The organism is Deinococcus humi (assembly GCF_014201875.1).
GTDB classification, from domain to species: Bacteria; Deinococcota; Deinococci; order Deinococcales; family Deinococcaceae; genus Deinococcus; species Deinococcus humi.
Window position 1 is genome coordinate 393,802 of the sequence record NZ_JACHFL010000003.1, and the last position, 14,368, is coordinate 408,169.

The 14,368-nt window shown below is 66.4% G+C and carries 11 protein-coding genes; 3 read left to right on the forward strand and 8 right to left on the reverse strand.

Features of this window, described 5'->3' with window-relative positions; all coding sequences use genetic code 11:
* Nucleotides 1–57 precede the first annotated feature (57 nt).
* The 5 genes from HNQ08_RS08700 to HNQ08_RS08720 all read right to left on the reverse strand — a co-directional run bounded on the left by HNQ08_RS08700 (nucleotide 58) and on the right by HNQ08_RS08720 (nucleotide 5,494).
* Nucleotides 58–1,869: an ABC transporter ATP-binding protein gene (locus tag HNQ08_RS08700; RefSeq protein ID WP_184130009.1), complete on the reverse strand. Its 1,812-nt coding sequence runs from the start codon at nucleotides 1,867–1,869 to the stop codon at nucleotides 58–60.
* Between the two features lie 73 nt (nucleotides 1,870–1,942).
* Nucleotides 1,943–3,748, reverse strand: coding sequence for an ABC transporter ATP-binding protein (locus HNQ08_RS08705; protein ID WP_184130012.1), 1,806 nt, complete (start codon nucleotides 3,746–3,748; stop codon nucleotides 1,943–1,945).
* A gap of 130 nt (nucleotides 3,749–3,878) precedes the next feature.
* Nucleotides 3,879–4,643 (reverse strand): peptidylprolyl isomerase, encoded by a 765-nt coding sequence (locus tag HNQ08_RS08710; RefSeq protein ID WP_184130015.1) that lies wholly within the window; start codon nucleotides 4,641–4,643, stop codon nucleotides 3,879–3,881.
* Nucleotides 4,644–4,715: 72 nt separating this feature from the next.
* On the reverse strand, nucleotides 4,716–5,276 hold the full coding sequence (locus tag HNQ08_RS08715; RefSeq protein WP_184130420.1) for a DUF1684 domain-containing protein: 561 nt from the start codon (nucleotides 5,274–5,276) through the stop codon (nucleotides 4,716–4,718).
* Nucleotides 5,270–5,494, reverse strand: a complete 225-nt coding sequence (locus HNQ08_RS08720) for an RNA-binding S4 domain-containing protein (protein ID WP_184130018.1) — start codon at nucleotides 5,492–5,494, stop codon at nucleotides 5,270–5,272. Before HNQ08_RS08720 ends, HNQ08_RS08715 begins: the two co-directional genes overlap by 7 nt.
* Nucleotides 5,495–5,770: 276 nt before the next feature.
* On the opposite strand from HNQ08_RS08720, the gene ilvA reads away from it, so the two are divergent.
* From ilvA to HNQ08_RS08735, 3 genes are all read left to right on the forward strand, one after another.
* The gene (gene ilvA / locus HNQ08_RS08725) at nucleotides 5,771–7,321 is read left to right on the forward strand and encodes a threonine ammonia-lyase, biosynthetic (protein ID WP_184130021.1); all 1,551 of its coding nucleotides are present in this window, start codon (nucleotides 5,771–5,773) and stop codon (nucleotides 7,319–7,321) included.
* Between the two features lie 84 nt (nucleotides 7,322–7,405).
* Nucleotides 7,406–8,305, forward strand: a complete 900-nt coding sequence (trhO, locus tag HNQ08_RS08730; RefSeq protein WP_184130025.1) for an oxygen-dependent tRNA uridine(34) hydroxylase TrhO — start codon at nucleotides 7,406–7,408, stop codon at nucleotides 8,303–8,305.
* Nucleotides 8,286–8,909, forward strand: a complete 624-nt coding sequence (locus HNQ08_RS08735) for a DUF305 domain-containing protein (protein ID WP_184130028.1) — start codon at nucleotides 8,286–8,288, stop codon at nucleotides 8,907–8,909. The genes trhO and HNQ08_RS08735 overlap by 20 nt, the downstream gene beginning before the upstream one ends.
* Nucleotides 8,910–9,014: 105 nt before the next feature.
* Here the strand turns inward: HNQ08_RS08735 and HNQ08_RS08740 are convergent, their stop codons facing one another.
* The 3 genes from HNQ08_RS08740 to HNQ08_RS08750 all read right to left on the reverse strand — a co-directional run bounded on the left by HNQ08_RS08740 (nucleotide 9,015) and on the right by HNQ08_RS08750 (nucleotide 14,185).
* Nucleotides 9,015–10,064, reverse strand: a complete 1,050-nt coding sequence (locus HNQ08_RS08740; protein WP_184130032.1) for a hypothetical protein — start codon at nucleotides 10,062–10,064, stop codon at nucleotides 9,015–9,017.
* A 65-nt stretch (nucleotides 10,065–10,129) separates the two neighbouring features.
* On the reverse strand, nucleotides 10,130–10,942 hold the full coding sequence (locus HNQ08_RS08745) for a class I SAM-dependent methyltransferase (RefSeq protein ID WP_184130035.1): 813 nt from the start codon (nucleotides 10,940–10,942) through the stop codon (nucleotides 10,130–10,132).
* Nucleotides 10,943–11,059: 117 nt separating this feature from the next.
* Nucleotides 11,060–14,185, reverse strand: coding sequence for a DEAD/DEAH box helicase (locus tag HNQ08_RS08750; RefSeq protein WP_184130038.1), 3,126 nt, complete (start codon nucleotides 14,183–14,185; stop codon nucleotides 11,060–11,062).
* Nucleotides 14,186–14,368: the final 183 nt, after the last annotated feature.

Genomic DNA, 14,368 nt, shown 5'->3' on the forward strand with positions numbered 1-14,368 from the left:
GCGCTCCCCAAACAGGGAGCGCGCCTCTCTTGATGTTGGCTACGCAGCACTGGGCATCTAACCCTGAACCTCGGCCCAGAGCGCCCGCATCTCCGCACTGCGGTCCAGCAGCTCCTCGAGGCTCCCCTCTTCCACGATTCGCCCATCCTGCATCAGCAGAATCCGGTCGGCGCGGCTCAGAGCGGCGCGGCGGTGGCTGACCACCAGACAGGTGGCGTCCGTTTCACTGAACAAACCGTCCCACAGTTGCGCCTCGGTGCGGGCGTCCAGGGCGCTCGAGACATCGTCGAAGACCAGCAGATCCGCGTCCCTGGCCAGCATGCGGGCCACCGCCGTGCGCTGCATCTGCCCGCCGGAGAGCTTGACGCCGCGTGCGCCCACCGGGGTGTCCAGCCCCTGTGGAAGCTGCGCCAGGTCCGGTTCCAGTACGGCCAACCGTACCGCACGGCCCAGCCTCGCTTCGTCGCTGCCGCTCAGCACGTTCTCGCGCAGGCTGTCGCTGAACAGGCTGGGGATCTGCGCGGTGTAGGCACTCCTGGGCGGAACCAGGAAGGAAGCGGGATCCTCAATCGTCTGTCCGTTCCACGCCACCGTGCCGCTCTGCGCCGGAATCAGGCCCAGCAGCGCCCGCAGCAGCGTGCTCTTGCCACTGCCGATGCGCCCGGTGACAACCACGAACTCCCCCTGTCTGACGGTAAAGCTGGCGTCACGCACACCCAGGCCGCTGTCATGGGTGGCAGTCAGGCCAGAGACCCGCAATTCTTCCAGCGGCAACTGCGGCGGCGCGGCGGGCGGTGCAGGCGGCTCGCTGTGCAGGTAGGCCGAGTGATGTTCCACGATGCGCGTGTCAGGCGCGTCCTGCAGCAGCCGGGTCATGCGGTCGTAACTGACCCCGGTGCGGCGGTGACGGGCAATCGCGTCGCCGAAGAAGCCCATGCTCCCGGTCAGGCGCGGCAGCAAGCCGATAAACAGCACGAAGTCGGCCACCTCAAGTGCGCCGCCGCGAATCTTGTTTGCGCCCAGCAGCAGCACCAGCCCCACGGCCAGATTGACCATGTTGGTGTTGACGCCCCGGATCAGCTCGGTCAGGAGCACGTCGCGCAGGGCGGCGTGGCGGCGGGTCTCGCCCAGCCTGCCCAGGTGCGTCACCATGCCACTTTCGCGGGCGGCCAGCTTCACGGCGCTCACGGCCCCAAAGGTTTCACCAATGAAGTCAGTGACGCGGGCGGTGGCCTCGCGCATGCGGCGGCGGTAGGCACGGATGGTGGGCGAGAGCTTCTGAACGAAGACCACCATCAGCAGCAGCGGCGCACAGACCAGCAGGGTGATGGTGGGATCCACGCGCGCCATCAGCACAATGGCCACCAGCGAGTACAGCACGAAGCCCGCGCTGTCGATCCAGACCTCCACGTACCCGGCCACGTCCTCTACGTCGTCGCGGAAGCGGCTGACAGCCTCGGCAGGGGTGTCGTGCAGGCGGCGCGAACCCCGGGCGGTCAGGAGGTAACCAAGCAGATTGCGGCGCAGCAGCGCGTCCAGGGTGTACCAGATTTCGATAAAGGCCCGAAACGCCCCGTAGAAAACGCCGAAACGGCTGGCCCGCACCAGGGCAAACCACCCGACAGCGATCCAGGCCGCCGCGATGGACGGCCCCAGGTCGCCCCCGCTCTTGCGCAGCACCTCGGCGCCGTCCAGTTGCCCAAACACATGGCTGACGGCCAGCGCCAGCAGCGCGGGCGACACATGTACCATGCTCCACATGAACAGGTTGAAGACGAAGAGGGCTGGCCGGTAGGCGAACAGCCGTTTGGTCAGGGCAAAGGTACGGTCTGGCGCGGTGGTGGAGTGCTGGGTTGGGGCGGTGGTCATGCGGGAACTCCGTTGGATGGTGAGTCGTGGGGACAGCGGAAGGCGAGCGTTCGGGTGGCCCTGACCAGATCCCTCATGCCAGCACCCCCTCGCCCTCTTCTTCCAGCGTTCCCGCCCGCAGCAGTTCGGCGTAGTGGCTGCCAGAATTGCGGGCCAGCACGGCGCGGGGGCCGTCTTCCAGGACCTCGCCATCGCCCAGCACCAGGATGCGGTCCGCGCGGGCCACGGTGTCCAGGCGATGCGCGATGATGATGGCGGTGCGCCCATCCAGCAAGCGGGTCATGGCGGCGGTCAGCAGCGCCTCGGTGGCAGGGTCCAGGCGGCTGCTCGGCTCGTCCAGAATGATCACGGCGGGATCGCGCAGCATCACGCGGGCAAAGGCCAGTAGTTGCGCTTCCCCCGCCGACAGGCTGCCGGTGGGCAGGGGCGTGTGCACGCCGTCCTTCAAGCGGGCCAGCCACGTCCCCAGCCCCACCTCGTTCAGCGCGGCCTCCACCTCCTCGTCGGTGATCTCCGGATCAAAGAACGAGAGATTGTCGCGCACGCTGGCCTGGAACAGCTGCACGTCCTGCGTGACCACCGCCACACGCCGCCGCAGCCCGTGCAGATCGACATCCTGCACGTTCACGCCGCCCAGCCGGACGCTGCCAGACGTGGCATCGTACAGGCGCGAGACCAGACGGGTCAGCGTGGTTTTGCCACTGCCGGTACGGCCCAGCAGGCCCATGGTCTGCCCGGCAGGCAGGTGGAAGGAAACGCCGTGCAACACGCCACGCACTTCCGGCTCGTCAGGGGAATAGCTGAACGACACGTCCTCGAACGCCAGGCTCAGCGCGCCGTCCTCGGGCAGTTCCAGCGTCCCGCCGTGAATCGCGCTTCGCAGGGCCAGAATCTCGCCCACGCGGACCAGGCTGGCCCCAGCCTTCTGCAACTCCTGCAACTGCTGCGTGAGCTGGTCAATCGGTTCTTCCACCAGACTCATGTAGTTGTAGAGCAAAAAAGCCGTGCCCAGCGTAATCGCGCCCGTCGCGTACAGGCCCACGGCCACCGAGAGCACGCCCACGTAGCCGACGGCGAACAGCGCCATGCTCAGCTGCCACACGATGCTGCGCCGCCGCCAGGAGTTGACGCTGCGGGTGAAGAAGGTCCGCTGGGTCCGCAGAAAACTGTTCAGGTGGTGGCCGCCGGCGCCCAGGCTGCGGATGTCCTCCAGCCCGGCCAGCCGTTCCTCCACGAAGCCGAACAGCCTGGCGCTGGACTCGCGCTCCAGACGGGTGGGCTCCACGCCCAGCTTGCGGACACGGTTCATGGCGATCAGGGTGACGGTGGTGAACAGGGTCACGCCCGCGCCCACGCGCCAGTCCTCCCGGAAGAACATGAACAGCGCGCCCACGAGCAGCAGCGCCGCGCCGAAGACCCGCACCGCAAACTGCGAGAAGAAGTTGCTCAGGGCCGTCACGTCGCCGTCAATGCGCTCAATCATCTCGCCGGGCGTGCGTTCCTTGTGTTCGCGCATGTCCAGTGACAGCAGGTGTGCCATCAGGTCCACGCGCAGTCGGTTGGTGGCGGTCCAGCCCACCCGCGCCCCGACGTAGGTGGCCCCCGCCGTCATCAGCTGCACGCCAATCGCCAGCAGGATATAGAGGCCGGCCAGCCGCGCCATCAGCCCCACGTCGGCCCCCGCGCCCAGCTTGGCACTGTCCACGAAAGCCCTGAGCAGTTGTGGCAACAACAGGTTGAGACCGGTGCCCGTCAGCAGCAGCGCGGCCAGCCCGGCCACCTGCCACTTGAGCGGCCCCAGGTACACGCGCAGCACGCCCAGCGTCGAGGACGGTCTGGACGGCGCGGAAGATTCTTGGGGGGGCACGGGCACAGGCATCCCCACAGGCTAGAGCGGCGCAGCCTCAATTGCATACGCTATGTGGCGCATTTGAGACGGTCAAAAAGCGAGATGGAGGCGTGGCCCCATGGAACCCACCCCTCCATCTCAGCCTGGCCTCTGCCGGACCCTAGCTCTTGGTCAGGATCCGCACCGACAGGATCTCGTCGGCCTGGGCTCCTGCGATCTCGGCGTTGCTCTGGTCCATGGTGCGCGTCAGCTTGGGCAAGACGTCGTCGCCCTGCACCACCTTGCCGAAAATGGTGTGCTTGCCGTTCAGGAAATCGGTGGGGGCGAAGGTGATGAAAAACTGGCTGCCGTTGGTGGCTGGGCCGCTGTTCGCCATCGCTAGGACGCCTTCCGAGTTGAAGGTCAGCTTGGTGCGGAACTCGTCGGCGAAGCTGTAGCCAGGGCCGCCGGTGCCCCACTGCGCCTTCTTGTCCTGATCCACACTCAGGGGATCGCCAGTTTGGGCCATGAACCCGTCGATCACGCGGTGGAAGCGGATGCCGTCAAAGTAACGGTCCCGGGCCAGCGTCACGAAATTGTTGACCGTGACGGGCGTTTCCTGTTCGTACAGGTCCGCCAGAATCTGGCCGCGGTTGGTGTCGATGAGCGCGTAGTAGTCCTTCCCGTCCTGCAGAGCCATGGCGGGTTCCTTCGTGAACTCGCGCACCGGCTCCTTGGTCAGAGGGGGGACCAGGGTGTAGCCGCTGGGCACCTCGCCCGGCGTGGTGGTGGCAGGGGTGGCCGGCGTCGTTTCGGCTGGTTGCTCGGTAGCAGCGGTGGTGGTTTCATCCGGACCCGCCGCGGCGTCGTCCGCCTTCTTCTGGCAGGCGGTCAGCGCCAGCAGAGCGCTCAGGATCAGGGCGGTGGTCTTCACAGCGTTCGTCATAGCGGTTCAGTCTAGAGCAGCGCGGCGTGGGCGGGCGTCCCTCCTTTGTTGGAGGCTACCTGTGCAGGAAGCTCAGGCCTCGGGCAGCCGTTCCCCAGCCCGGACCGCCACCGGCAACACGTTCTCACGCGGCGGCAGCGGGCAGGTCCATCCATCACCGTAGGCGCAGTACGGCTGGTAGGCCAGATTAAAGTCCACCGACACCAGAGCGTCGCCGTCCTCGCTGCGGGCCAGGGGCGCATCCAGATAGCGGCCCGCACCGTAGGTTTCCTGCCCGCTGGTGGCGTCCCGGAAAGGAATGAACACCCGCGCAGGCGTCTCCTCGCCCAGCGGCGCGAAGACACTCAGGATGTGGTTGCTCTGGGAGGGCCCGGCGCCGGGCAGGGGCAGCGTGACTGTGCCGTACAGCGCCATGGTGCGCGGCTGACCAGTGTTGGTCTCCAGCGTGAATTCGGCGTCCGGGCCAGGCAGGGTGAAGGTCAGCGGGACACTGAAGGTCCACGCCGGGTCCGGCGGGTAGTAGCGCAGGCCGTGAAAGGTGGCCGCGTCCACCGGACCGTTGCCGGCCGCGAAATGCTCATCCTTGCGGCGGCGGAAGTCCAGCACCGCCTGCTCGTACGGCGAGGTCACCAGTCCACCGTCAGCTTTTCGCCGGCGTACTCCACGATGTCGCCGCGCCGCAGTTTCTTGCGCCGGCGGGTCTCGATCTCGCCGTTCAGCCGGACCTCGCCCCCCTGCACACGGAATTTGGCCTCGCCCCCGGTTTCCACCACGCCGCTGATTTTCAGAAAGTCCTGAAGATCGATGGTGTCCTGCTGTGCGTCCTGTCCCGCATCTCGCCTGCCTGTCATGTGGGCAGCGTAGCAGGCAAAGTGCCCCGACAGACAGAAGGTCCCTCTTGCGACTTCCACCACCGCTTTCCAGCAGCGGAACGCTTGTCTACCCCTTCACGGGTGCCCCCCCCGGCCTCTCCCCTATGCTCACGCCATGAGGACGGCGCGAATTACCGGCGGTTCAGGGGTCAGCACCTGACAGCCGACGCGCTGCCACGAGTTAGCCCCCGCCCGATCCGCGGGGGTTCGTTTTTGCCACATTTGCCGCAACAGTGCCGCGGGGAGGCCAGGAAGATGATCCAGACCCAGAAATTCGAGCCCGGACAGATGGACGCGATGGACGTGTTGCGCCTGGCGCTCACCGGCAAGGTTTACGGCGCGGCCATTGAAACGCCGATCAGCGAGGCCCCCCGCCTGAGCGTCCGCACCGGCAACCGCGTGCTGTTCAAGCGTGAGGACCTGCAGCCGATCTTCTCGTTCAAGCTGCGCGGAGCATACAACAAGATGGCGCAGCTGTCGCCGGAGCAGCGGCAAAAGGGCGTCATTACAGCCTCGGCGGGCAACCACGCCCAGGGAGTGGCCTACGCTGCTCAGGAGCTGAGGATGCGCGCCGTGATCGTCATGCCCGCCACCACACCTGAGATCAAGATCGGTGGCTGCCGCGCCCGTGGCGCCGAGGTGGTGCTGCACGGCGACAGTTTCAGCGACGCGGAAGCGCATGCCTACACCCTGCAAAAGGAGCTGGGGCTGACCTTCGTGCATCCCTTCGACGATCCACAGGTGCTGGCCGGACAGGGCACCGTGGCGCTGGAACTGCTGCGCCAGATTGGGACGGAGGACAGTTACACCGTGTTTGTCCCGGTGGGTGGCGGCGGATTGATCGCGGGCGTGGCCAGCGTCCTGAAGGCGCTGCGCCCCGACGTGCGGGTGGTGGGCGTGGAGCCAGACGACAGCGACGCCATGTACCAGAGTTTGCAGCGGGGAACGCGGGTGCGCCTGGACGCGGTGGGCATCTTCGTGGATGGCGTGGCGGTCAAACAGGTGGGGTCCTACACCTTTGACCTGACGCGGCGGTACGTGGACGACTGGGTGCGCGTGAACACCGATCAGGTCTGCGCGGCCATCAAGGACGTGTTCGACGACACCCGCGCCGTGATGGAACCTGCCGGGGCGCTGGCGGTGGCGGGCCTCAAGCAGTACGCCGAGCAGCATGGCCTGCAGGGCGAAACCCTGGTAGCGCTGACCTGCGGCGCGAACGTCAACTTCGACCGGCTGCGCCACGTGTCCGAGCGGGCCGAGATCGGCGAACAGCGGGAGGCGATTCTGGCCGTGACCATTCCCGAACGCCCGGGAGCTTTCCGTGAATTCATCGAGGTGATCGGCGCGCGGCCTGTGACCGAATTCAACTATCGCTATGCTCCCCGCGCCGACGCGCAGATTTTCGTGGGCGTGCAACTGGCCTCCGCCGGGCAGCGCGGCGAACTGGTCGACACCCTGACCGCGCGGGGCTACGCCGTGACCGATCTGACCGGCGACGAGCTGGCAAAGGTGCATGTGCGCCACATGGTGGGGGGCCGCGCCCCGGAGGCTGAGGGCGAGCGCGTGTACTCCTTTACCTTCCCTGAACGCCCCGGCGCGCTGCTGGAATTCCTGACGCACCTGCATGGGCGCTGGAACATCAGCCTGTTCCACTACCGCAACCACGGCAGCGCCCACGGGCGCGTGCTGGCTGGCATTCAGGTGCCGGACGGGGATGAGGAGGACTTCGCGGCCTTCCTCCACGGCCTGGGTTACCCAGCCGACGACATGACCCAGAATCCGGCGTACCGGCTGTTTCTGACCTGAGTGCGGCCTGCAGCGGCTGCCCTCCCCGCCGAAGGGCCGTGCAGGTTCCAAATGGCCCCGGCTGGCCCGCTATGCTTTCAGGGCATGAGCCTCACCCTGCCCTCCCCCACCCGGTTCACCGTGCTGGCCCTGTATCAGTTCCGCAGCGTTCCGGACCCCGCCGCCCTGCGCGCCCAATTGCTGGAGCTGGGACAGACTTTCGGCCTGTGCGGCACGCTGATCGTCGCCCCGGAAGGCATCAACGGTACGGTGGCCGGGACGCGAGCGGCCATCGACGGGTTAAGCGCTTTTCTGCAAAGGGCCGGTTTTGACCGCCTGGAGGCCAAGGAATCGCACAGTACGGAACAGCCCTTCAAGCGCTTCAAGGTACGCCTCAAGGCTGAGATCGTGACCCTGGGGCTCCAGGTCGAACCCACCTCTCAGGCCGGGCAGTACGTGGAGGCCAGCGACTGGAACGCCCTGATTGCTGCCCCGGACGTGGTGGTGGTGGACACCCGCAACCGCTACGAGATCAGTGCCGGCACCTTTGAGGGCGCGCTCAATCCTGAAATTGACAGCTTCCGCGAGTTTCCCGAGTGGCTGGACGCCCATGTGGACGAACTGGCGGGTAAACGCGTCGCCATGTTCTGTACCGGGGGCATCCGCTGCGAGAAAAGCACCAGCCTGCTGCGTGAGCGTGGCTTCACGGACGTGCTGCACCTGCGCGGCGGCATCCTGAAGTATCTGGAAGATGTGCCCGAGGAGGACAGTCGCTGGCATGGCGAATGCTTCGTCTTCGATGGCCGCGTGACCGTGGGCCACGGCCTGCGTGAGGGCGACGCGGAAATGTGCCACTCCTGCGGCTGGCCGCTGGGCCCAGACGAACGGGCCCACCCGGCCTACGAGGAGGGCGTAAGTTGCCCGAACTGCGTGGTCGCGACGACACAGGCCCAGAAGGCGGCGTTCCGGGACAGGCAGCGGATGTATGACGAGCGCCAGCCGTGAGCCTCGGCGGCTGGCCGCACTGGCGTTGCTGCTCCTCGCCGTGGGCTCTGGCGTTTTCTTTCTCTCTGGTCCGCGCGCCCCGGCTCCCACCCCCGACAGTGTCGAGGTCACCTTCACGCGCCAGATGATCGCCCATCACGCTCAGGCCATTACGATGGCCGGACTGATCCGGCAGCGCAGCACAGATCGCACGGTTCGCTCGGCGGCGCTAGATATTCAACTGTCGCAGGAGGAGCAGATTCGCCAGATGCGCGGCTTTCTGACCGTCTGGAAGCAGCCCGATACCTTCCAGATGTCCGCTGCTCACTCCCAGATGATGGGTATGGCGTCGGACGCCGAATTGCGGTCCTTGAAAACCCTGCCCGTGCCACAGGCCGAAGTGAAGTTCCTGCAACTGATGACCCGGCACCATCAGGGGGCACTTCACATGATTCCGCCCGCGCTCCAGGCGGAGGTGCTGCCCCAGGTGCGCCACCTGGCCCGTCAGATGCAGGTGGTTCAGGGGGGCGAGATCCGGTTCATGACCTCCCTGTTGCGGGCACGGGGCGCGGGCCTGCTGCCGTTCCCCGACATGAAAATGGATATGCCAGGGATGGAGCATTGATGATTACGGTCACAGCGTGGCCCCCAGGAGAACCGCCCAGGCAACTTGGCGCCAGCTTCTGCTTGAAGGGGTGAAGGGGCGAACCCCGACGGCCACCCCTTCCCCTTAACGCTCTGGTTCCAGAATCTCAACTGGCAGCGCGGGGGGCAGCAGCAGCGCCGAGAGGGCCAGCCCACCCAGCCCGGTCATGACCGCCACGCCCAGCCACAGTTCCAGGCTCAAGTTACTGAGGCCCAGCCGCACCGCGCCGCCCAGGTAGGGCACCCACACCGCCAGCGGCAGCAGGAAGGCGAAGGCCCAGAATGCCCAGACCCGCGCGGGCGAGGGGCGCAGCAACGCGCACAGTATGTCTGCCAGCAGACCACAGGCCAGGGCCACGCCCGGAATGCGCCAGTCGCCGGGAGCGAGCATCAGGGCCATCGCCGTGTTCGTCAGCGTGTACATCACGGTGATGGCGCCGAAGGGCAGTGCGAAACGCCGGATCAGCAGCAGCACAGGCGCGGCCAGCATCAGGGCGGTCAGCAGCACGGCGCTCAGTTCGCCGCGCGTCTGCACCCAGCCCAGGCCCTGCGGCACGCTCAGCAGGCCCCACATGTACATGTGGATAAAGGCGGTCAGCGCCAGCAGCGAAGTGGCCGACAGCACCGCCGCCCAGCGCAGGGCCAGCGGGGCCTGCCGTGGCGTGGGCGATTGCCACGCAGCGTTCAGCGGCGAGGCCACGATCAGCGAGCCGCCCGCGAACAGCAGCAGGTGCGTGGGCGAGAGCAGTGCCTCGATCCCCACCTCAATGCCGAAGACCGTGTGCCACGTCAGATCGCCGAGGCCGCCCAGGCCGAACAGCGGCACGCCAATGGCCGCCAGGCTGTACCCCTCGGGAAAGGCGGCCAGACCGCGCCGTCCCCTCTGCCAGCCGCGCGATGCCAGAAACAGACACCAGCCGGCCACCGCCAGAAAGCCGCTGTAAAAGACCGCGTGCCAGGGAGTAAAGAAGGTTTCCAGCGACTCGCCCAGATTGTTGTGCGCCCAACCGTCCAGAAACAGCCCGCCCAGCAGCCACCACGCCAGCGCGATGGTGATCAGGTGCTGCGCGGTGGTGGCGCGGTAAGTCGCAGCCGGAGCTGAGGCAACCTGAAGAGGCTGGGGCGCAGTGGTCATGGGGATATTTTAAGGGGTTTGAACAGCCGACAACCCCTTTTTGCGGACAGCCTTGCACAAGGGAACTACCTGCCGCCCACCGTTCCCCGCACCGCCCAGGCGCGTGCGCTCAGCGCCAGATGGCCCGCCGCATCTGCCATGAGCTGGTTCTCCAGGTACGCGCGGATGCGCTCCTGCGTCTGCGCGTCCACGGATGCCAGATACGTCGGGGCCGCTCCCTGCTGGCCCAGAAACGGCTCCCAAAAATCCCCGAAGTCCCGGAAGACGGTAGGGATATCAATGGCCCAGACCTCTACGGCCTGTAAACCCTGTTCGCGCCACAGGGCCGCCAGCGGCTCGGGCTGGCACAGCGGAAATCGCTCAGCCTGATCCAGCTTCGCGTCATTTGGGTTGACGGCGATTGCAGCGTCCCAGAAAGCCCGCATCATCCCCATGCCTCCGGCATAGTCCCAGACATACGCCGCGACGGTTCCGCCGGATTTCGTGACCCGACTCATTTCGCGCAGCATGGCCGGAGGATCAGCCACAAAATTCAAGACCAGCCCGGAGACGGCCACGTCGAACCCAGCCTGGGCGAAGGGCAGTTGGGTGGCGTCTGCCACCTCAAACCGCGTCCGGTCATCCGCGATCCCGTTCCGTACCGCCTCAATGAAACCTGCCGCGCGGTCAATGCCCACCACCTCCGCCGGGTCAGCCGTCGCCAGAATCGCCGCGCTGAGTGCGCCGGTTCCGCAGCCCACATCCACCCACGCGCGTCCGGCGGGCAGATTCAACCGGGCCAGAAACTCACGCGCCACCGGGCGACTCCAGCGGCCCACGTAGCGTTCGTACGCCCCGGCCCCGCCCCAAACTTCCCTCGGCAAACGGTTCACGTCCATTGACAGCCTCCTGACTTCAGCAGTTGAGTCGCACCTGGGGGAGGAAGATTATGGATATAGTTTACGGCGAGTGCTGCGGCGAAAGGACACAGAGACAGATGGGCTGTCCCCGGACAATTACCCGAAATACCCCAGCAGTTCGATCAGCATCCGCGCGTAGTCATCCACCTTGATGCCGCGCTTCTCCATCTTCACGCTGGGCGGAAAGGTCTGCACCTCGGTCCTGTGGGGAAAGCGCTTGAGTCCGGCGGCGTCGTAGTCCAGGGATTTGTAGGCGAAGGTCACCTGCAACTCGGTCATGGTCTCACCGATGCTCAGCACGCGCTTGGCCGCCGCCGTCAGCCTCAGCTTGGCCAGGTCGATGAAATTCTGAACATCGGGGGCGGGCGGGCCGTATTTCTTGCGGAGATCGCGCTCCACCCGGCTGATCGCCTGCAGGGTCCGGGCGTCTGAGAGACGGCCATAGGTGGCGATTCGCGCCTCGTCGTCGCCGCCGAAATATTCGGGGGTCAGTCGAGCATTGATCGGCAGATCGATGGAAATGTTGACCGGGGGCTGAATCTTCTCACCCTTCAAGCGCGCCACCGCCTCCGAGAGCATCTCGGTATACACGTCGATACTGACGGCCTGCACATGCCCGTGCTGTTCCTCGCCCAGAATGTTGCCCACGCCGCGAATTTCCATGTCCTTTTCGGCCAGCAGGTGCCCGCTGCCCAGATCCTGTAAGTCAGCGATGGCCCACAACCGGCGCTGCGCGTTTTCGGTCATGCGCGGCGGGTAGAACAGGTAGGCGTAGGCGGTCTGCGCGCGGCGCCCCACCCGTCCCCGCAATTGGTAGAGCTGCGCCAGCCCCAGACGGTCCGAGCGCTCGATCAGGATGGTGTTGGCCTCCGGGATGTCCAGCCCCGTTTCCACGATGGTGGTGGACAGCAGCACGTCGAACGCGCCTTCCTCGAAGCCCAGCATGATCTCTTCGAGTTCCTCTTCGTTCATGCGCCCGTGCGCCACGCCGATGCGCGCTTCCGGCACCAAGTTGCGGAGGTACAGGCTGCGCGCCCCGATGCTGGCGATGCGGTCATGGATGTAAAAAACCTTGCCGCCGCGCTCGATCTCGCTGATGATGGCGTCGCGCACGGTCAGTGGATCGAAGGGAGCCAGCACCGTCTGGATGGGCTTGCGGCCCTTGGGCGGCGTCTGGATGCTGCTCATGTCGCGCAGGCCTACCATGCTCATGTACAGCGTGCGCGGAATCGGGGTGGCCGACAGCGCTAGCGTGTCCACCGCCCTGACGCCTTCGGGGACCTCCAGCTTGCCGTCCGTCATGTCGGGCATGCCACGCAGGGCTCGCAGCTTTTCCTTCTGCGACACGCCGAAGCGGTGTTCCTCGTCCACGATGATCAGGCCCAGGTTCTTGAACTCGATGTCGCCGCTGAGCAGGCGGTGCGTGCCGATCAGGATGTCCACCTTCCCTGCCGCCAGATCACGCAGGATGGCCTTGGAGGCCTGCGGCGAGGTGAAGCGCGACAGGCCCTCGACGCGCACGGGCAGGTCCTTGAAGCGCTCGACGAAGGTGGAGGTGTGCTGCTCGGCCAGCAACGTTGTGGGCACCAGGACCGCCACCTGCATCCCGTGGCCCACGACGCGGTGGGCGGCGCGCAGGGCCACCTCGGTCTTGCCGAACCCCACGTCGCCGGAAATCAGACGGTCCGCCGGGTTGGGTTTCTCCAGATCCTTCAGCGTTTCCTTGAGGGCAATACGCTGATCCCCCGTCAGCTCGAACTGGAAGTTCTGCTCGATCTGCGCCTCCCACTCCGGAATGGGGGCGAAGGCGTTGCCGGGGGTCACCTGCCGGGCGGCGTACTGCACGAGCAGTTTGCCCGCCACCTCCTCGGCGTTCTTGCGGGCCTTGTCCTTGGCCTTGGCCCAGTCCTTCTTGTCGAAGCTGCTCAGGACGGGGGGATCATCGGTGGTGCCGGGATGGCGGCGCAGCACCGGGAGTTGCTCAATGGGCACGCTGAGGCGTGCGCCCTTCCGGTATTCCAGATTCAGGTAATCGCGCGTGACGCCCAGCACCGTGCGCGTCTCCAGTCCCTGGAACTGGCCGATGCCGTGTTCGGGGTGAATCAGGTAATCTCCCACATGCAGGCCCAGCGCGTCCGTGACCGGACGGCCCGACAGCCGCTTGCCGCGCAGCGCAGAGCCGCCCTGGAAGCCGTAGATCAGGTCTTCGGTGATGACGACGGTGCGGTGTTCAGGAATGACGAAGCCGCCCTCTCCTCCGCCGCGCAGAAAGCCCAGGCCACCCTCCTCCACGCGGGGCAGCTTGAGCCACGGGATCTCGTGGGTATTGAGGAGCTTGTCGGCCAAGTACGCCGCCGTGCGGTCATGGCGGACCAGAATCAGCACGCGGTAATCGGCCCCCCGCCACTCGGCCACATCCTTTTCCAGATCGGCGAGGCGGGCGCGGTAGAAGTCCAGCGTCTTCAGCCCGGTGTCCAGATCGGGCAGTGGCAGCGGTGAGCGGCCAAAGGACGTGACCTCGCGCCCGGCCAGCCTGGGCCACAGGGTATCGATCAGCACGCCCAGGCTGGAGGCGTAGAACTCCGGGGAATCCAGAAAAACGCGGCCCGGCAGCAATTCCAGGCGGGTGGCGTCCCATTTGGTTTCGGTCAGGTAATCGGCGGTGGGTTCCAGGGTAAAGGTCTGGGCCTTCTCGCCGGTCAGTTCGCCTGGGGCCAGCAGGCGCAGGGTATCGAGCTCGTCACCGAAGAACTCGGCGCGCACCCACAGGTCACCCTCCGCGTCGGCGGGGCGGCCTGCGCCGGGGGCCAGGCGCAGTTCCAGGGTGTCACCGCGCAATTCATAGCCGGGTTCCTCGCCGCGCTCGTAGCCCAGGCGTTCCAGACGGGTGAGGAGCGCCTCGCGTGGGTAGTTGCGTCCCACGCGCAGGCTCAGGGCGTGCTCTTCGGGGTGGGCGGGGAACAAGTCGAGCGCCGTATTCACGTCCAGCACCACATGTTCGTGCTTGCTGTCCCAGTCGCGCAGGCCCGGATTGACCGTCACCGGCGCTCCCAATGCCCCCGCCGACGCGTAGTTGCCCAGGCGATCAGCGGTGGTCAATAACACCGCCGGGCCAGGGAAGGCCGCGAACAACGCCGCCCGCGCCACCTGCGGCAGCAGCAGGAGATTTCCAGGCGGGGCGGCGGGCAGCAATTTGGACAGGTTGGGCGCGGAGATGGTCACTGGAAGAGTTTACGCGCATGGACCGGGCCGTTTCGTCACTCACCCATCTATTGTGAGACGGTGAAAATGCCGGGGGCGATCTGGGAGCCGGGCTGGCCGGGGAGAGAAGTTTGCCCCGCACGCCGCCAAAAACCGAAGGTGGCCTGCGGACGACAGGCAGCCAATTTCACTGGCAGTGACAGC

Bases quoted from the DNA above. Each gene is read 5' to 3' on its own strand.
- HNQ08_RS08705 (WP_184130012.1), bottom strand. From the start codon at position 3,748: ATGCCTGTGCCCGTGCCCCCCCAAGAATCTTCCGCGCCGTCCAGACCG.
- HNQ08_RS08700 (WP_184130009.1), bottom strand. From the start codon at position 1,869: ATGACCACCGCCCCAACCCAGCACTCCACCACCGCGCCAGACCGTACC.
- HNQ08_RS08710 (WP_184130015.1), bottom strand. From the start codon at position 4,643: ATGACGAACGCTGTGAAGACCACCGCCCTGATCCTGAGCGCTCTGCTG.
- trhO (WP_184130025.1), top strand. From the start codon at position 7,406: ATGAGCCTCACCCTGCCCTCCCCCACCCGGTTCACCGTGCTGGCCCTG.
- HNQ08_RS08745 (WP_184130035.1), bottom strand. From the start codon at position 10,942: ATGGACGTGAACCGTTTGCCGAGGGAAGTTTGGGGCGGGGCCGGGGCG.
- HNQ08_RS08735 (WP_184130028.1), top strand. From the start codon at position 8,286: ATGACGAGCGCCAGCCGTGAGCCTCGGCGGCTGGCCGCACTGGCGTTG.
- ilvA (WP_184130021.1), top strand. From the start codon at position 5,771: ATGATCCAGACCCAGAAATTCGAGCCCGGACAGATGGACGCGATGGAC.
- HNQ08_RS08720 (WP_184130018.1), bottom strand. From the start codon at position 5,494: ATGACAGGCAGGCGAGATGCGGGACAGGACGCACAGCAGGACACCATC.
- HNQ08_RS08740 (WP_184130032.1), bottom strand. From the start codon at position 10,064: ATGACCACTGCGCCCCAGCCTCTTCAGGTTGCCTCAGCTCCGGCTGCG.